The sequence below is a fragment of the Treponema denticola genome (genome assembly GCF_024400535.1).
Taxonomy (GTDB): Bacteria; Spirochaetota; Spirochaetia; order Treponematales; family Treponemataceae; genus Treponema_B; species Treponema_B denticola_C.
In genome coordinates, this window is sequence record NZ_CP038800.1 from 339,493 (window position 1) to 356,312 (window position 16,820).

At 34.4% G+C, this 16,820-nt stretch carries 21 protein-coding genes; 9 read left to right on the forward strand and 12 right to left on the reverse strand.

What is annotated here, in order from left to right:
• The first annotated feature begins 8 nt into the window (after positions 1-8).
• The 7 genes from E4N78_RS01515 (at position 9) to E4N78_RS01545 (ending at position 6,521) form a co-directional block, all read left to right on the forward strand.
• Complete coding sequence (locus E4N78_RS01515; RefSeq protein ID WP_255812303.1) at positions 9-1,250, forward strand: ASKHA domain-containing protein; 1,242 nt, start codon at positions 9-11, stop codon at positions 1,248-1,250.
• Between the two features lie 9 nt (positions 1,251-1,259).
• On the forward strand, positions 1,260-1,907 hold the full coding sequence (locus E4N78_RS01520) for a corrinoid protein (RefSeq protein WP_255811343.1): 648 nt from the start codon (positions 1,260-1,262) through the stop codon (positions 1,905-1,907).
• 65 nt (positions 1,908-1,972) lie between these two features.
• A complete protein-coding gene (locus E4N78_RS01525; RefSeq protein ID WP_255811344.1) occupies positions 1,973-2,725 on the forward strand; it encodes a hypothetical protein in 753 nt (250 codons plus the stop codon).
• A complete protein-coding gene (locus E4N78_RS01530) occupies positions 2,700-3,542 on the forward strand; it encodes a hypothetical protein (protein WP_255811345.1) in 843 nt (280 codons plus the stop codon). Before E4N78_RS01525 ends, E4N78_RS01530 begins: the two co-directional genes overlap by 26 nt.
• Positions 3,539-4,228, forward strand: a complete 690-nt coding sequence (locus E4N78_RS01535) for an ABC transporter ATP-binding protein (protein WP_255811346.1) — start codon at positions 3,539-3,541, stop codon at positions 4,226-4,228. Before E4N78_RS01530 ends, E4N78_RS01535 begins: the two co-directional genes overlap by 4 nt.
• An 18-nt stretch (positions 4,229-4,246) precedes the next feature.
• A complete protein-coding gene (locus tag E4N78_RS01540) occupies positions 4,247-5,455 on the forward strand; it encodes an ABC transporter permease (protein ID WP_255811347.1) in 1,209 nt (402 codons plus the stop codon).
• Positions 5,456-5,471: 16 nt separating this feature from the next.
• Entirely contained in the window at positions 5,472-6,521 is a 1,050-nt protein-coding gene (locus E4N78_RS01545) for a hypothetical protein (RefSeq protein WP_255811348.1), read from the forward strand.
• Between the two features lie 122 nt (positions 6,522-6,643).
• Here the strand turns inward: E4N78_RS01545 and E4N78_RS01550 are convergent, their stop codons facing one another.
• Entirely contained in the window at positions 6,644-7,165 is a 522-nt protein-coding gene (locus E4N78_RS01550) for a hypothetical protein (protein WP_255811349.1), read from the reverse strand.
• A gap of 158 nt (positions 7,166-7,323) precedes the next feature.
• Here E4N78_RS01550 and E4N78_RS01555 point away from each other — a divergent pair, with 158 nt between their 5' ends.
• Positions 7,324-7,890, forward strand: coding sequence for a hypothetical protein (locus E4N78_RS01555; RefSeq protein WP_255811350.1), 567 nt, complete (start codon positions 7,324-7,326; stop codon positions 7,888-7,890).
• The gene (locus E4N78_RS01560) at positions 7,890-8,999 is read left to right on the forward strand and encodes a sensor histidine kinase (RefSeq protein WP_255811351.1); all 1,110 of its coding nucleotides are present in this window, start codon (positions 7,890-7,892) and stop codon (positions 8,997-8,999) included. The genes E4N78_RS01555 and E4N78_RS01560 overlap by 1 nt, the downstream gene beginning before the upstream one ends.
• On the opposite strand, the gene E4N78_RS01565 is transcribed toward E4N78_RS01560, so the two are convergent.
• The 11 genes from E4N78_RS01565 to E4N78_RS01610 all read right to left on the reverse strand — a co-directional run bounded on the left by E4N78_RS01565 (position 8,953) and on the right by E4N78_RS01610 (position 16,660).
• The gene (locus tag E4N78_RS01565; protein ID WP_255811352.1) at positions 8,953-9,714 is read right to left on the reverse strand and encodes a class I SAM-dependent methyltransferase; all 762 of its coding nucleotides are present in this window, start codon (positions 9,712-9,714) and stop codon (positions 8,953-8,955) included. The genes E4N78_RS01560 and E4N78_RS01565 overlap by 47 nt on opposite strands.
• Positions 9,715-9,811: 97 nt before the next feature.
• The gene (locus tag E4N78_RS01570) at positions 9,812-10,789 is read right to left on the reverse strand and encodes a BtrH N-terminal domain-containing protein (RefSeq protein ID WP_255811353.1); all 978 of its coding nucleotides are present in this window, start codon (positions 10,787-10,789) and stop codon (positions 9,812-9,814) included.
• A complete protein-coding gene (locus E4N78_RS01575; RefSeq protein WP_002672603.1) occupies positions 10,786-11,304 on the reverse strand; it encodes a PadR family transcriptional regulator in 519 nt (172 codons plus the stop codon). Before E4N78_RS01575 ends, E4N78_RS01570 begins: the two co-directional genes overlap by 4 nt.
• 114 nt (positions 11,305-11,418) lie before the next feature.
• On the reverse strand, positions 11,419-12,369 hold the full coding sequence (locus E4N78_RS01580) for a HipA domain-containing protein (RefSeq protein ID WP_255811354.1): 951 nt from the start codon (positions 12,367-12,369) through the stop codon (positions 11,419-11,421).
• Complete coding sequence (locus E4N78_RS01585) at positions 12,366-12,695, reverse strand: HipA N-terminal domain-containing protein (protein ID WP_255811355.1); 330 nt, start codon at positions 12,693-12,695, stop codon at positions 12,366-12,368. Before E4N78_RS01585 ends, E4N78_RS01580 begins: the two co-directional genes overlap by 4 nt.
• Before the next feature lie 129 nt (positions 12,696-12,824).
• A complete protein-coding gene (locus tag E4N78_RS01590; RefSeq protein ID WP_255802903.1) occupies positions 12,825-13,043 on the reverse strand; it encodes a helix-turn-helix transcriptional regulator in 219 nt (72 codons plus the stop codon).
• Positions 13,044-13,186: 143 nt separating this feature from the next.
• On the reverse strand, positions 13,187-13,735 hold the full coding sequence (locus E4N78_RS01595) for a hypothetical protein (RefSeq protein ID WP_255811356.1): 549 nt from the start codon (positions 13,733-13,735) through the stop codon (positions 13,187-13,189).
• Between the two features lie 88 nt (positions 13,736-13,823).
• On the reverse strand, positions 13,824-14,108 hold the full coding sequence (locus tag E4N78_RS01600; protein ID WP_255811357.1) for an ATP-binding protein: 285 nt from the start codon (positions 14,106-14,108) through the stop codon (positions 13,824-13,826).
• Positions 14,109-14,210: 102 nt separating this feature from the next.
• Positions 14,211-14,939 (reverse strand): transglutaminase-like domain-containing protein, encoded by a 729-nt coding sequence (locus tag E4N78_RS01605; RefSeq protein ID WP_255811358.1) that lies wholly within the window; start codon positions 14,937-14,939, stop codon positions 14,211-14,213.
• A gap of 99 nt (positions 14,940-15,038) precedes the next feature.
• On the reverse strand, positions 15,039-15,428 hold the full coding sequence (locus E4N78_RS13750) for a hypothetical protein (RefSeq protein WP_370644993.1): 390 nt from the start codon (positions 15,426-15,428) through the stop codon (positions 15,039-15,041).
• 104 nt (positions 15,429-15,532) lie between these two features.
• A complete protein-coding gene (locus E4N78_RS01610) occupies positions 15,533-16,660 on the reverse strand; it encodes a hypothetical protein (RefSeq protein WP_255811359.1) in 1,128 nt (375 codons plus the stop codon).
• Positions 16,661-16,820 lie beyond the last annotated feature (160 nt).

A 16,820-nucleotide genomic window follows, 5' to 3' on the forward strand; every position in this document is an offset into this window, starting at 1 on the left:
AATACGCAATTGCAGCCGATATAGGCACGACAACGGTTGCAATGGTTTTAATCGATGTGGAAAATATGGAGGTTTCCGCAAAGCGTTCATTTATAAATCCGCAAATTGAATTCGGTTCCGATGTTTTAACCCGTATAAGTGCTGCGCTTGAATCTGAAGATAATCTTTTTAAAATGCAAAGCCTCATTACAGCTGCGGTAAAAAAAACTGCTTTTGAAATGATAGATGAATTGCAAGTAAATCCGGATTTTGTTTATGAAATAGTTTTTTCTGCAAATTCTGTTATGAACCATATTCTTTTAGGAATAAACCCTCGCGTTTTAGGAACGGCTCCGTATAAAAATGTTTTTGATAAAATGCTGAACTTTAAAGCTTCCGAAATCGGCTTACATATAGGAGCTCATACTCATGCTCTTATTTTACCTTCGGTTTCATCCTACATCGGAGCTGATATTGTTTCCGGAATAAATTTTATCGAAATGGAAAAGCTTAAAACAAACACTCTCTTTATAGATATCGGAACAAATACCGAACTTGTATTAAAACACGGCTCTTCTTTTTTTGCTACATCTTGTGCAGCAGGTCCTGCTCTTGAGGGCATGAATATTACCTGCGGATCCCGTGCGCAAAGCGGTGCTATCGAAGATATCCATTTTGATTTAATTTCAGGTAACATAGATTTAAAAGTAATAGGAAATATAAAACCGAAAACTATCTGCGGATCGGGAATTCTTGCTTTAATACGCGAAACTTTAAAAGCAAAACTTATCGATAAAAAAGGACGGCTGGTTTCTTGTTCTTCTCTTGATATTTCCGATGTGCGGAGAAAATTTTTATTGGACATAAATGGAGAAACTGTCATAAGGCTCTTTGATGAAGTGTATGTTTCAAAAAAAGATATACGGAACATCCAGCTTTCTAAAACGGCAATTCTTTCAGGCATCAATATTTTACTGGATAAATTTAATTTAACCGCTTCTCAGCTCGACGAAATAATTATTGCAGGACAGTTTGGAAATCATCTTACTGAAGATATGCTGATAAATACCGGCTTTCTTCCATTCATAGAAAAAGAAAAACTTTCGTATATGAAAAATACATCTCTCGATGGAGCGATAAGTGCGGTTTTAAATATAAATAAAAGAAACAATTTAATGGAGTTAAAAAATAAAATAGGTTTTAGCGATTTAAGTTTAGATTCTAAGTATCAAAAATTTTTTATGGAAAGTTCTTACTTTCCCGATTTATAAGGAGCCGATATGGAAAAAATCGAGTATTTGCAAAAACTTTCGGATTATGTGTTCGAATATGAAGATGAAAAAATTGCACAAGTTGCAAAGGATTATCTTAACGAGGGATATCCTGCACTCGATGCAATTATGGACGGACTTGTAGACGGAATGAAGCGTGCCGGCGATATGTTTCAAAAAGACGAATATTTTGTTACGGATATTCTTCTTTGTTCCGATGCAATGGAAAATGCGCTTGAGGTTTTGCGTCCCTGCTTGGAAAAAAAAGATATAAGTTCGGGTCATAAAATAGTTATAGGTGTAATTGAAGGAGATACTCATGACATCGGAAAAAATCTTGTAAAAACAATGCTGCAAACAGAAGGTTTTGAGGTTATCGATTTGGGCAGAGATGTTCCGGTTAATGAATTTGTAAACACGGCTGTTAAAGAAAATGCCGAAATAATTGCAATGTCTACTTTAATGACGACGACAATGCCCAATATGCGCCGTGTAATTGAAAAACTGGAAAACGAAAATATGCGCAGCAAGTTTAAAATAATGATAGGCGGCGGTCCAATTTCTCAAAACTTTGCGGATAAAATAAAAGCCGACGGATATTCTAAGGACGCTGTTGAAGCGGTAAAACTGGCAAAACGATTGGTAAATATGTCATAAATGGCTGACAGTACTTCCCTTTTTATTAAAAATAATATAATCTATAAGAAAGTCGGAGATTTATTATGAAAGGAAAATTAATCTTTTTTTTGCTTCTCGTGTTAAATTTCAGTTTAAACTCTCAAGAAATTTACGATAATTTTTATAAATTCAAAGCCGAACTGTATAACACGCCTTCGGAAAAAACGGCGGCTGCCATCGATGAACATAGGAATAAAATTGAAAAAATGCAAATTTCCGAAGAAGAAAAATTGACTCTTCAAAATTTTTTAGTTTTGGAAGAAATAAATCTTTTAAATCGAGATAAAAACAACAAAAAGAAAATATACCTTATGCTTAAAAAACAAAATGAAGAATCCGCCGCCTTTATGCAAGGCAAAAAGAATTCCAAAGCCGATAAATGGTTTTTGTTAAGTTGGGCGGATATAAAATCCAGATATATAGCTTTTTTATCGGGACAAGATATACAGAAGGAAGCTAATGATACAAAAATGCTTTATCTTGCTGCCTTAAAAAAAGATAAAAAATTTGCTCCGGCAAGTATCTCATTTGGGTTATGGCTATTCTTTGCTCCTCCTATAGTAGGCGGCGGTTATGAAAATTCTTTAAATGAAATATCAAAGGCCGTATCGAATGCAAAAAATAATTATGAAAAATACTTAGCCCTTATTTTCAGAGCTCAAGTCAACTTTGCACTTGAAAACTTTGAGCTGTCCCAAAAGGATTTAAAAGATGCTTCCATCTTAATACCTGATGAAACTTTTACCCTGTTTATTGAGGAGTTAAATAAAAATGGAAAAATATTCTTTTCAAAATAGAACGCATAAATTGATAGCGGAAATTTTTCTTTTTATCGGGATCTCATCATTTTGTTTTGCCCAAGAAATTCCTGTAAAATCATTAGATTCGGATAAGATAAAAATCTTTAGTTTGGATGAGTGCGATTCTATTTTTACCGAATATTATAGAAATAATACTATCGGCGATGAAGATTTGAAAATCTTAATAGACGGAATAAAGGCACTCACAGATTCTCTGGAAAAAATTCTTTTAGAGAATAAAAAAAACAGGGATATAAAAAAACAAAATGAACTTTTAATTTCATATCTTAAACATGCTGAGATTATTTCTACCATTTATAATTATGGCAGTATGAATCATCAAGCTAAGATAATAAAAAAAATAGATAAAGATTTAAAAAGATTTTTAAAATTATCCGATTTGGAAGGTGAGGTATATTTAAAATATGCAGACTACCTTTATACAAAACTTCCGCTTCCCGAAACAAAACGTTTCAATACAATTTTAACGCTTCCGGTTTTATACAGAATGGCTCTTTTAAAAGATAAAAACAATAAGGCTGCTTTTGTAAAACTGTCATGCTGGCATGTTTCTTCAGCTGATGAGACTACATCTAATTTTAATTCTCAAATTAAAGCAACGGAAGAATACATTGAAGAATTAAATGAGGTTGATAAATTTAATGCTTATATATGGTATTCCATATTTTATATGAAGATATATGATACAAAAAAAGGTTGGGAATGCTTTTACAAAGCAAAAAATATTTTTCCCAATCATCCGATTGTTTCCTTGCTTTATGAAAATTACAAAAAAGGAATTCTAAATTTATGATAAATCCTGAACTTAAAGTTAAAAACTTATATAAAACTTACAGCGTTAATAGTAAAAAAATTGAAGTTACAAAAAATATTTCATTTACTGCCGAACAGGGAAACTTGATTTGGATTTACGGCAATTCCGGAGCGGGAAAATCCACATTTTTAAATCTTATAACAGGAATAGATTATCCCGACGCAGGAGAAATAGAATGGGGAGATAAGAACATAAATAAAATGAGTAACGGTGAAAGAGCTAAATTTAGGCTTGAAAACTGCGGCCTTATTTTCCAATTTTTTGAATTAATAAAATCTCAAACTATTTTTGATAATGCTTCCATACCTTTAAAAATTCAAAAAAAATCCAAAAAAGAAATACGAGAAACGCTTACGCCTTTGTTTGAATATTTTGATTTAAAAGATTTGATTTATAAAAAACCTAATGAACTTTCAGGCGGAGAAAAACAAAGAGTTTCAATCGTCAGAGCTCTTTCCTGTAATCCTAAATACATTCTTGCAGATGAAATAACTTCCTCACTTGATTCGGACCGTTCAAATCAAGTTTATAAATATTTGCGCAAATACTTAAAAGAAAAAAACGGAGTAGGAATTTTTGTTTCGCATGATCCTATTATAAAAAATTATGCGGATAAAATTTATAAAATGGTCAGCGGTTCATTGAATGAAGCGGCCGGGGAATAAAAAAGTTTTGGAGAAAAAATGTTTTTATTAAAAAGTGCATGGGATAATATTAAATTTCACAAAAAAAGAAGTATTCTTTCCATATTGTTAATTACAATTGCATCTGCCGCAATCTTATTGTATAGAGGATTTGTAGAATATTCGGAACAAGGAATGGCTATAGGTTTTATACAAGAATCAGGCCATCTTCAAGTTGCGCTTAAAGATTTTTGGAATAACAAAAATACGGCAGATATGATACTTACAGCACACGATATAAATAAACTTAAAGATCTTTTTGATAAAATACCGGAAATAGTAAGCTCCGATGCGGTACTTAATTTTCAAGGGATAATAAGAACGCAAAATTCTTCTTCAATATTTTGCGGGGCAGGGTACGATGAACCTCACTCTCTGGGATCAACCGAAGGATGTCCTGTTTTTGAGGGAGATAACAGCCTTGTTCTCGATAAAACTTTATTTAATTCCCTCGGTTTGGATTTGGAAAATAATAATTATGTAAATATAATGTCGGCAATGGGAAAAAAGAAAATTGCGGCCGGTTCTTTTGAGGTTTCGGGAACTATAGATATCGGCACGCCTCAAAATGCCGCCGGCTTTTTAATTGCTTCCCGAAAAGGTATTCTTGATTTTTTTGGAATGGAAGATGCCGCTTCATATATAAGATTATATTTAAAAAATAATAAGGATATTGAAAAAATCGAAAATAAATTAAATTCTGTTTTTAAAGAAAATAATTTAAATTTTGAAGTTAAAAACTGGAAAACTCTTAATCCCTCATGGCAACAGGTAAGCAATTTATTTAATGCACAATTCATTGTAATAAGCAGCATCTTGTATGTTTTAATATTTACAGCACTGACACAAAGTCTTTCAGCAAGCTTTATGGAAAGAATCGGCGAATTCGGCACAATGGAAGCTATAGGCTTAAAAAAATCCCTGCTTATTTCGATTTTAATTTTGGAAGTGTGTATTTTATCTATTGCGGGGATTATCGGAGGCATTTTATTATCACAAGCAGGAAATATTATTACGCAAACATTTGATATAAAGATGAATCCTCCGGGCTCAACTTCTTATTACTTATTAAATTTTTTTATTACGGCAGAAGCGGTAATCAAAACCCAATTTTTTATATTTTTTACGGCTCTTATTTCGGTTATATATCCGATTTATACTATTAAAAAATATAGCAGTATAAAACTTATAAATTATAATATAAGTTAATCAAAGGACTTTTAAGATGAAAAAGATTTTATGTTTGTTTTTTTGTTTTATGATGACGGCAGGCTTTTCTCAAAGTAAAGAGGAACTTAAAAAAGCTGATGAAGAAGAATCTTTAAACATTTCCAAATTTAATATTCGTCCGCATTATTTCGGATTTCCTCTTTCGGTAAAATTCGGATGGCTTTACAGGCAAGATAATTTCAGTGTTTTCCCGAATACGGGCATCTTCTTTTCGGCAGACAACGGACTCGCTATAAGTTCTTCCATAGGAATGTTTGTTCAAAAAGATTTGTTTAAATGGGATATAAACGCTTTTTATGATTTTGTTCCGTTTACAATGCATAAAAAAGCTTCCGACCAAATTTTTTACGCAAGAAATAATTTTATCTTTGTTATAAACAGACTGAAAATTTCTTTTCCAGCCCGTGTGGGAAGAAGACTTGTTAATGAAATAAAACTTAAAGGCACACAAAAGGATTTGCTGCCGAAAACAATTACTGAAATATCGCAGGGAATCAGGTTTGATGTTTATCTTGCAGATTTAGGCTATCTTAAAGCAACAACTTCTTTTTCTTTTTTTACCGATTGGATTCCGGAAAGCCGTTTTGTTAATTACAGACTTAAATTCGATTTGCCGATAACATTTAAACTGTATTATGTTGACATAGGTTTTGTTTATACATTTTATAATACCGATAGGATAAATTCTAAAAATATAAATGCCGCCGCCGATTACCAAATAGAAAAATCTCAAGAAGCTATGACGCGGCGCTTTTCGTTTAAAGATGTTCAAAAATATTCTTCGATGCATATTTGGGGAACTGAAATTAGATGGTATGCAGCCCGAACGGGCGTTAATTCAAACGGATTTTTTATTTCAGCCTTTGCAGATGCCGGCTTCGGTTCTAACGAAGTAAAAAAATTAAATCTTATCGCCGAGTTCGGTCTAGGAGCAGGCTATACATTATTTGATAATGTTCCTTTTACATTCCAAGCCGGATTTAATCAAGACTTTAAACCGATCTTTTTTTTAGGTGTAGTATCCAGAATTATTCAGGGGGTTTGATGATAGAGTTTCTTGTCTAATAACTGAAAAAAGGAGCTCTTTAGGTCCCTCTTATTACAATTAAATAGCCGATAGACGGACGGCAGGTTTTGCACACGGGCACTTACCCGTGTGCTTTTTTGCTAATGCCATCGGCCGGTTCGTGACAGTTGCAGGTTTGCAAGTTCTTTAGGCAAATCGCTTCCTGTCAGTGTGAGCGTATCATCGGTTATTGAGTATTGGATTTTCCATGTTGCATTTATATTTTCGCGGACTTCTTTTTTTGCACCATTTATCCATGTTTCCGTTTCTTTTATTTTTACGGTAAAAGTGATTTCGGTATCCGTTGCCGTCCAAAACCCTTCCCATTCCGTTTCCGAATCAAATCCTTGATACCATTTGATTTCCATTGTACCATCGCGGTCGAACTCTACCTTTACGGCCTTATCGGTGCCGCGAAATACCCAATCTCCTATGAGTTGATATCCTGCCGTTCCAATCTCAGCCTTGTTGTCTGCCGATCTTTTATTATAGGTAAACCCTTTACCGTGACCGTGCTTTCCCTCTTTCGAATTCGGTTTATGCGAATCTGCAAAAACCGAGCCTCCCAACAAGAATAGTGCAATCGTAATTACCCTTGCTTTTTTTGCAATACCTTTATTCATCTGTATGCTCCTTAAAAATTGATACGGTTACTCTCACCGTCCGCAGTAAATATACCGATTTTTTTTATTTGTATCATGAAAGGTGGCTTGTAAAAAGATTAAAAAATTTTAATCTAAAATTACGACACAAGACGGCAAAAATATTGTATAATATGTTTATGGAAAAGAATAGAAAACGTATCGTCTTTATTGCGGCGGCACTTATATATTTTATGCTTTATGCGGCAGCCTTTGCAGAAAAACATGATGATGACTGCAAAACACTTCGGTATCGCGGAAAGCGTCTGCCCTCGGCCGCTGAGCTGTTTTATGTTACCAAAATAGAAAGCGAAATCGAGTCCGGCAATTATCTTGAAATAGAAATAAGATTCAATATCCCTGTCGAGCCGCGGACCCTGCAAAAAAAGTTTATCCGCATAAACGGAAATCCGCTGCCGGCCGCTGCAGTTCTTTCCTTTAATAAGGCCGGAAACAAAATGAAAATACTGGTGGATGTTTCCTTTGTTTTCGGTACAGAAAAAGATGCTCCATTTTACATCGATTTACCTGAAGCAAAAAGTTTTAACCATATTCCTTTGTATAGTTCTCATTTCGATGATATACACTGTAACAAAGAATACAGATTTGAATTTTTGAATATTCATTCTCATAAGGATAAAGAAAAACACGGCAAAATGACTCACAATCATTACAGTGAGTATATTCGTTTTGAGGAGGATGATTGATGAACAAAGTATTGATTGTGGAAGACGATGAAGGAATTGCTGATTTCTTACGGTTCGAATTGGAACACGAGGGCTACGGCGTTTTACACGCCGGCGACGGAAGAACAGCTCTTGAACTTTTTGAAAGCGATACTCCCGATATTCTTCTGCTTGACATTATGCTGCCTCAACTGAACGGGCTTGAAGTGCTCAGGCGTATTAGAAAGACATCGAGCGTGCCGGTCATTATGCTTACAGCACGTGGAGAAACATTTGATAAGGTCAGCAGGCTTGATTCCGGTGCTGACGATTATCTTGCAAAACCTTTTGAAATCGGAGCATCCAATCTCGGTGAAAGGCTGCCTGTTACGGACAAAGGGGATGATTTTGATGAACTTGCAAAGACGTTTAACAACCTGCTTTCCCGCCTGCAAACCGATTTTGCAAGAGAAAGGCAGTTTACAGCCGATGTTTCTCATGAGTTAAAAACGCCGATTGCCGTCATACTCGGTCATGCGAATATGCTTCGTCGTTGGGGAAAAGACGATCCCGATAGGCTGGAGCACTCGCTTTCTGTGCTGATCCGCGAAGCTCATTCTATGCAGTCGATCATCGAAAATCTGCTGCGTATTGCCCGTTTTGAAAACGGCAGTATCAAGATTAAGGCTGCGCCTCTTTCCATCCCAGCGCTGTTTGAAAGGCTCGTAGACAAAACAAAAACATATGCGCCCGGCGTAAGCTTCGATACTCATATAGAGGTTGAAACTATCCATACCGATGCGGAGCTGCTGCATCAGGCCTGTACAATAATTATTTCCAACAGCGTAAAATTTGCAGGAGAAAATGCACACATCACACTTTCGGCTGAATATAGGGATTCTTATATTATTTCTATTTCGGATAATGGTCCGGGAATCGCAGAAGATGCATTACCGCATATCTTTGATAGGTTTTACCGCGGAGATGCAGCTCATGTCCGCAGTGCAGGCGGGGCGGGATTGGGGCTTTCTATCGTTAAAAGTATTATGCAAGTGCTAGGCGGTTCAGTCTCTGCCGAAAGCGGAGAAGAAAAAGGTACAGTTATCATAATGCAGCTGCCGCAAAATAATATCTATGAATCCTTCCCTTAATTACACCTTCTTTCTCAAGAATTTCCTGCGCTTTAAAAAGGTTCTTCTGATATTTCTCCACTTCAAAACCGGGAAATTCCCAATCAATGATTCTCGCAAACCAGACAAGTGCACCTACGTCATAAAACTCTATCGGCCTATAGACTTCAGCTTCTTCTATAATATCAAATCCGTTATCGGTAAACTCCTGCCTTGCAATATTCAAATAAGCTTCCGGAAACGGAATGTCAATATTGCCAATTAAAAGCTCTACCAGGTCTCTGTCATTTTCAGCACCTACTTGCTGTGTAAGAAATACTCCTCCTTTTTTAAGAGTTCTTTTAATCTCATTTACATTGTATTTACCGTGTCTGTTAGTAATAATGTCAAAGTAATTATCTTCAAAAGGAAGGATATCTCCGCCGTCACATGCTTTAAAATTTATCCCTAAAGGAAGAAGTCTTTCTTCACATATTTTGATGTTTGGTTCATAGCCTTCAATTGCAGCAGTGTGTTTAGCATTGGCCATAAAAGATAAAAGAAATTCTCCGCCGCCTGTTTCCATATCCAATAAATAATCGGTATCACTCAGATAAGATTTTATGATTTTTCCAAAATCCCATGGAAGATCGTCCTCTTCTTTATACCTTCCTCTAATATGAGAGAAATCCCAACCTTTAATATGAGCTGTTTCTTGCTCATGCAGCCATTGATTTAAAAGTGCTTGTTTTTCCATGTTTTTTCTCCATACCGAACATCGCCGGTGTAACATTCACTTTATCCATGCGTACGGTTTCTTTTGCTCCAACTATCGGATATATAATTCTTTTGAATTATGCATTTGCTAATAACTGCATTACTTCTTTTTCTTTTACTGAAATCTCTTTCATCTTTTCTGAGGCTTTCAAAATATATTTCCTTTCTTTGATTTCAGATGTTTTTTTTAATAATACAATAACTTCCGACCAATTTTTAGCAATTGTTACAAATGATATGTAAGCTGTTTTAATATTATCATTGTTTGTTAAGGTGTATGCTTCTTTTAGAAAATCACGATATAAATTTCTAAATAGAGCGCCTCCTGTTCCCGCCTTTTCCATGAGCATGGCAGTCATTCCAAAATCTTCTTCAATAGTTTTTGAACTGTCAAACCATTTGATGATCTCTTCGCTTGCCCGGTAAATTCCCTTATATGTTAAATTCTTTATCGGAGGATTTAAATATATTGCTGCATTATTGTGTATGGCTGTCATTACGGCTTTTTTGATAGGTATCGGTTTATTATCTTTTTCAATTACATAAAACAAGTTTTTTGATGACATAGAGCCTTTTGCATTTCGTGCTAGTTCTAAACTCTTTAGCGAACTGCTCACTTCACATCCTTGCTGAGCAGTATCAACTAAGAATGCATTTTTATCATCATAACCGATTATGGCAACATAATGCCCTGCAAAGTGAATTGGATTTGTAAAGTATTCTAAATGATAACAATCTAATTTTAAGCCGACTGCTTTTCCTTTATCCAATAATTCTTTTACAGATTTCCAAGCTTTACTTTTTGAAGATGTTTCCTTGACATCAAGTCTTAATCCCAGATTTTTTACTATATTTTGTGTTAATAAATCAGGTTTAATTCTTCCTCCTATAAAAGGTATATTCATAGATTTCATTTTCCATATAATAAATCCCAGTCCTTCTCCAAGTCCGAATAGCATAGGTTCGCTCAATTCTGCTCCAAGCTGATTTAGAAGAGTTCCTGTTGCGGTTGATTCGCAATGCTGTCCTATAAAAGGTTTAATATTTAATTTCATTTTTTCAGTTCTCCTATTTCTTTATTTAACCATTCAAGTTCCGATAAAATTAACTTTTCACTTAAATGAAATAATCGTGTAGCAGGAAGAGAGGGTGAGTTTTCTTTATTTATCTTTTCTTTAAGATCTGCTAAATCCTGTTCTAATTGTATTTTTCTTTTAATTAATGATTGCAAGGTTTCGGCATTATTTAATATAGAGCTATTTGCCAGTCCTGTCATAAAATGAGTATTTGACGGCATTCGTTCTTCAATGCGTTTTTTTGTTTCCTCTTTTAATACATTTAAGCCCTGTTTTGTTATTGAAAATTCCTTTTTCTCTTTTCCTCTGGTTCTTTTACTGAAAGCCAAGCCTTTCTTCTCAAGTTTATCCAGTACATAATATATTGATGAAAAACCTATATCAGTCCACTTTCTCATACCTCGCATTTCAATAATTTTCTCAATATTGTATCCATGCGCTGAATGCTCTGCAAGAATTCCTAATATTAATTCTTCCGTTAATGATGTTTTCATAATTATATTATAGTTCTAGAATAGTCTTGTGTCAAGTAAAAAATTAAAAAAAATCAATTATTTTTTACAAAAAGTATTGACAGTAAAAAATTACAAACTTTACCATATCCCAATCTACCTTAGAACAGATACTCTTTTATCGACTAATTCTATAAAGGCTTCTTTCATATCTTGAGGCATTAGAGAATTACGGCACATGTCAATGAATATAGGCACCATAGATATTAATTGTTCAATCATTTTCTCCGCTGCAAGTTTTGCTATTCCACAACCGGCTGCAAAGATAAGAAAATCTTTACGATGAATATTTCTTTTTTTCCCATTTATCGGCAGAGCAAATTCTTCCTTGTCTTCAGGCATAATTACATTTACCGGAAGCAAATCATACGCAGGGGAAAGATGATATTCTCCTGAACCATATTCCGATTCAATCAAGGAAAAATTCTTTAAATGCATATCGGAATTTCCAACAATAAACGAAAATACCAGCCGATAAAATAGTTCAGTCATATCAAGGCCTGAACGGGATGAATACTTTTTAATTATATTTCCGCACCGTTCGCAAGAGCCTTTATATTTATCTTGAGTCAATCTTAAATCAAGCTGACAAAAATCTTCCATAGCAATCAGCTTTACATTGGAATCTTTTGAAAAAACACGATCGATTCTTTTTGTAATATACGCATAAGAGTCTTTGCTTTTTACAAGAGCGTGAGGAACGGTTCTAATCTTAGCTTTATCTGCCATAGACATAACAATATGTTCAGCCTCCGGCAATGCACGAAATTCTTTTACTTGAGGTTTTAAAATATATCCCGTCGGGTAATTCACAACAGTCAATCTGGGATAAACTTCCTTTGAAAGATGTAATGAAAGTTTTTTCTGAACACCCGGAATAGTATAGCCTTTATTGGTGCTTTCTTTTGCAAGTTCTTCCAGCACTGAGTCTGTTATTTCAATTTCCGGAATAACGGTTGTTGTGAAAAATTTTTTTATACATGTTTTATGCCAGCCGCTACTTTCATTATTGTCTTTTATCGGCTTTCCGCAACACATACAGTTCATATCTTTTCCTCTCTGATACTGACATTTCCGATAGGGTCTTTACAAGCAACTAAAAGCAATGCAAATCTGTCCTTGGTATCTATCTTCCAATTACGGCTTACAATATCAAGAAGCCAGCCTTCAGGAATCAGTCCGTCAAAAAAAGAAAATAATGTTTTTGATTTATAAGGTTCTTCACGTATCGAAAGTGTCAATGAAACCGGATGGTTACTTGCCTTGATATAGGTTTTATCGTAAGAAAAAGAATATCCTTCATCAGTCTCGCTCAGTTTTCCGGCAAAGTTATTATATACATAGACATCCGCAGTTCTGAATATGTTTTTCATTTATATTCCTTAAAATGGAACAGTTGAGAGAATATCAATTCTCGAAAACTGTTGCACTGGTGCGCGTAACGCGCACATTGTAATATGCGATGTTTGCGGTCAGCAAACTCGACGGTTAACGAGGCAATCTTATTTGGTTGCCGAAGTTACACCTTCCTTTTTTCCCGGGACGGCCTCCATACCGAACATCGCCAGTGCAACATTCACTTTATCCATGCGTACGGTTTCTTTTCCTTGCTCCAATTCACGGACAAAGCGAAGTCCAAGACCGGCTCTCATCGCAAAATCTTCTTGTGTCAAACCGGCAGATTTTCTGCTGGTCTTAATGAATTCCGCTATCCTATTCATATTGCCTCTTTTGAAGTTATTATAGGAAGAATATACACCCTTTAGGGTATAATGTCAAGCAATTAGCGCTAAAATACACCCTAACAGGTATAATTATTTAATCAGAAGCAATTATATACCCGGTAGGGTATATTTTAAAATAGTTAATATTTCTGTAACCTGTCTACATTATGTACACGGCTTTTTACTTTTTTGTAAGCAGACAGTTCCTCTATTGCAATATCCAAAGAAAGCTGCCTTCTTCTCTTTTCTTTTGTTTCTTTTACGGAGCCGACCAAAACTATTCTGTGTCTCGGTATTTTTAATACGTAAGTTTTATACCAATAAGGCTGCGGTTTGGGAATCTTAATATTTAATGCTCCCTTTTTGATGTGTAATTCTTTATTTTTCCAATATAAAACGGCATGATCTTCATATAGGTCAAGCTGTGCTTCTTCCTCCTTGCTGCTCCAACATTTTGCGGCAATCCATGCCGGCAGCGACATAGCAATAGGAATTAAGCCGAATATCAAATAAACAGCATGCATGGGATGTTCTCTAAAATATACCGGCCCATGTTCCGGTCCTTTTTCAATACCGGAAAACACAAGAAATGCATAAAAAGTCAAAAGCCCAAGAGTTACTCCGAATAACACCATAATATACAATACACCGGGTGAATATTTATTGCATTGAAATGTTATTCTTCTCATAATTTACAACTCCTTTTTCAACGCTTTATTCCATACAAGCACTGACTATTGATACATCTCGTCAAGTGATACTAATACCGTCTTTTCATCATGCAAAGAGTCGAACCATTCCGTATAACCTGATTGTACGAAAGCTTATATCTTGAATGCCTGCTAAAAATACATCCGTTACCTGTTTTGAGAATAACTCCAGATTTCTTTCTTTGCCCACTTTGGTTGCTGTATAAAAAATTACCTTTTTATCTTTCACAAATTCCGAAATAAGGGTAGATTTACCGATACGTCTGCGCCCGTATATAACAGTCATTCCGACTCCGGGTTTTTGATAAAATTCATTTAGATATGATAATTCTTTTTCTCTTCCAATGAACATATGTATATCCTCATTAATAGTTTGATTCAAATTAATTTTATTCAAATTGATTTGAATAAAATTATATCATATTCCATTCTATTTATTAAGTCAAATCAAACGTCAGAGAGTAGCTCCCGCTCTTATTTTCTTTACATTGCAGTTCATCAAATGCCTTCCTAAATGTTTGTAAGCAAAGGCTTTTATTCCTGACATTTCCTGATGATGATGTTTCAACAATTCATCCGGAGAATCCCATACTCCAAAATCCTGAGTAATTCCTTCGCTTTGTATGTACGTGTTGTTCCTGTCAAAATCAATTATCGGATGCCGGAAATCTTTTACCGCAACACCATAACCGCAGAAAGAACCGTTGCAGGTTGCAAATTGTTTTTGCAGCTTTGATAAATACTTTTGGTCCAGTATAAAGGCTTCAAGTTCATACCACTTATCTTCAAAATATACTTCAACCCAACTGTGAAATATATTCTTCGGTGCATTTTTATAAACAAATCCGCTCATTACTCCTTTCTGTAATTGTTTGTCTATGGTAAAACCATGAACTCGACAAGGAATTTCGCAGGCACGCAACAAAGCCATGAAGAGTGTTCCTTTTGTATTGCATTGACCGTATCCGTCCTTAAGAACTTTAGATGCGCTGATACCGTCATCTGTATTATACCCGAATGCGATATCATCTCTTACAAAGTTATAAATAGCTTTAAGGCAGTCAAATTTATTTTGTTCCTTCCAATGTTTCACTTCTATTAATTTTTGAATGTCCGGATTTGAAAAATCCAGCATTGCAGTTTCTTGCAAGTATTGATTCATATCCATATATTTTGTCGGCATTATCTTTTCTCCTTTGGGGAGCATTTATCATGATTATTATACTATTATGCTCCCCAAAATTCAATATAGAAAGAGCAACTTATCGTCATTATCTATTTATCACTCTATTTGAAATGCGATGTTGCATTTTGAGTTCTTTAAATTTGGAAAGCCATATTCCTCTAATCGATTTAGAGTTTTTTGAATAGATTCGGTTATATTGTTTTTGCTAATAGGTAAATTGCTTATGATATATATAATACCGCTAAGTTTTGCCGGATAAATAATCCCGCTCTTAGATTCATTATTTATAATACGGAGCAGGTAAACATCATATTTTGTTTTGACATAGAAATCAAACTCTTGATTATCATAAATCTCCTCCGGAATCAGATGGACCGGAGCTATGATACAGTCTTTCATTCGAAAACTATCACTCCCAAAATGTGCTTTACAATTGTGTTTTCGCTTTATTCTTTCTATCCATTCAGTAATCATTATCATACCCATCGTCACTGTCTATAATTTTTACACCGTCTATTGCCATTTATCATCTCTCCGTTCACAATTCTAATACATTTCTTAACAAGTGCTGCTTATTTAGTTTTGCTTACTTATAGAAAGGTTAATGTAATCCTTTTAACTTCTTTGTAATATTGATTCATTTCAAATAAAATCTTAATATTTTTATATTGTACACCTTCCATATTCTCTTTCTCTGTTTTTGGAGGAGCAACTCCTAGTATTTCATAAGGTTCTTTCCATTCTCTCCGTTTATCAAAAACAAGATCAATCCATACCGGTTCAATATATATTTCTTTTGCATCATCTATAATTGCTTTGATAATCGTTGCCTCAAGCAAAGAACATGGTGAATCCGATAAGTTTTTAGCTTGTAAAGTTATATTTGTAAACTCATATTGATTATCACTTTTAAAAACATAAGAGTTACTTATTTCCCCCGGTTGCAAAATGATGTTTTTTAATTCTTCAATCGTTCCTTGCTTTATAATAAGGTTTTTAAAGAAACAATCTTCAAATGTATCACTGCCTAAAATAAAAGACCTTCCAATATCTGCATGAAATGTAAATCCATTCGGATTATCCGAATGCGTTTTTAATTGCGGTTTCAATTCCTTATAAATATCTTCATAGGATTTTATGTTAAGCCCATCTTTTTTTACTTCAGAAATATCTTGATATATCATGCTATCATTATCGGCAACACCTTTCAGTCTGATGCCGTCAATATCCATTCGTATGTTTAGTAATCTCTCATCAATAAGCATCGGATGTTTTTCAGAAACGAATGCAATAAATTCCATCGCTCTATCATAAGGAATTTTCAATTCTTCAAGTGAATGTACTTTCGTATAGTATATAAAATTTATAGGGATTTCCCAAAAAATCTCATCATTACCAAGTTCATAATTTTTTTTGTATTCCTCAATGATATACTCGCCGAAAATCTCATCAAAATTCGTTCTTATAGATGGTGATGTCATGGAAAGAGGATCACGGGAAACAGTATAAAAAATGATGAGATCGGGATATTCATTTAATGTCACAAGCCAGCGGCGATAATATTTATCTTTCTTAATGGTATATGCATCCTTACCAAATCTATTATTCAAATATTTGATTATCATTTCACTATCTTCTTTAATATGAGAACAGGCATTTAAAAAAATTACACTGCACACAATACATAATAAAATGACTATTGGTTTAAAAATATTCATATACATTCTCCTTTTATGTTCGCATCAAAGTTGTTTTCTTTCTCTTGTTTTTCAATAAGATAATACGGCTTATTCCATCTTTTCCTATTGCTTATTTATAAGAGAACAAAAAATACTTGTGTGAGATTTCTCCGGTCATTTTGCCGCCTCAAAGAACTAT

Bases quoted from the DNA above. Each gene is read 5' to 3' on its own strand.
- E4N78_RS01610 (WP_255811359.1), bottom strand. From the start codon at position 16,660: ATGAATATTTTTAAACCAATAGTCATTTTATTATGTATTGTGTGCAGT.
- E4N78_RS01605 (WP_255811358.1), bottom strand. From the start codon at position 14,939: ATGCCGACAAAATATATGGATATGAATCAATACTTGCAAGAAACTGCA.
- E4N78_RS01590 (WP_255802903.1), bottom strand. From the start codon at position 13,043: ATGAATAGGATAGCGGAATTCATTAAGACCAGCAGAAAATCTGCCGGT.
- E4N78_RS01525 (WP_255811344.1), top strand. From the start codon at position 1,973: ATGAAAGGAAAATTAATCTTTTTTTTGCTTCTCGTGTTAAATTTCAGT.
- E4N78_RS01560 (WP_255811351.1), top strand. From the start codon at position 7,890: ATGAACAAAGTATTGATTGTGGAAGACGATGAAGGAATTGCTGATTTC.
- E4N78_RS01600 (WP_255811357.1), bottom strand. From the start codon at position 14,108: ATGTTCATTGGAAGAGAAAAAGAATTATCATATCTAAATGAATTTTAT.
- E4N78_RS01530 (WP_255811345.1), top strand. From the start codon at position 2,700: ATGGAAAAATATTCTTTTCAAAATAGAACGCATAAATTGATAGCGGAA.
- E4N78_RS01585 (WP_255811355.1), bottom strand. From the start codon at position 12,695: ATGAAAAACATATTCAGAACTGCGGATGTCTATGTATATAATAACTTT.
- E4N78_RS01595 (WP_255811356.1), bottom strand. From the start codon at position 13,735: ATGAGAAGAATAACATTTCAATGCAATAAATATTCACCCGGTGTATTG.
- E4N78_RS01555 (WP_255811350.1), top strand. From the start codon at position 7,324: ATGGAAAAGAATAGAAAACGTATCGTCTTTATTGCGGCGGCACTTATA.
- E4N78_RS01565 (WP_255811352.1), bottom strand. From the start codon at position 9,714: ATGGAAAAACAAGCACTTTTAAATCAATGGCTGCATGAGCAAGAAACA.
- E4N78_RS13750 (WP_370644993.1), bottom strand. From the start codon at position 15,428: ATGGGTATGATAATGATTACTGAATGGATAGAAAGAATAAAGCGAAAA.
- E4N78_RS01550 (WP_255811349.1), bottom strand. From the start codon at position 7,165: ATGAATAAAGGTATTGCAAAAAAAGCAAGGGTAATTACGATTGCACTA.
- E4N78_RS01570 (WP_255811353.1), bottom strand. From the start codon at position 10,789: ATGAAATTAAATATTAAACCTTTTATAGGACAGCATTGCGAATCAACC.
- E4N78_RS01540 (WP_255811347.1), top strand. From the start codon at position 4,247: ATGTTTTTATTAAAAAGTGCATGGGATAATATTAAATTTCACAAAAAA.
- E4N78_RS01580 (WP_255811354.1), bottom strand. From the start codon at position 12,369: ATGAACTGTATGTGTTGCGGAAAGCCGATAAAAGACAATAATGAAAGT.
- E4N78_RS01520 (WP_255811343.1), top strand. From the start codon at position 1,260: ATGGAAAAAATCGAGTATTTGCAAAAACTTTCGGATTATGTGTTCGAA.
- E4N78_RS01575 (WP_002672603.1), bottom strand. From the start codon at position 11,304: ATGAAAACATCATTAACGGAAGAATTAATATTAGGAATTCTTGCAGAG.
- E4N78_RS01545 (WP_255811348.1), top strand. From the start codon at position 5,472: ATGAAAAAGATTTTATGTTTGTTTTTTTGTTTTATGATGACGGCAGGC.
- E4N78_RS01535 (WP_255811346.1), top strand. From the start codon at position 3,539: ATGATAAATCCTGAACTTAAAGTTAAAAACTTATATAAAACTTACAGC.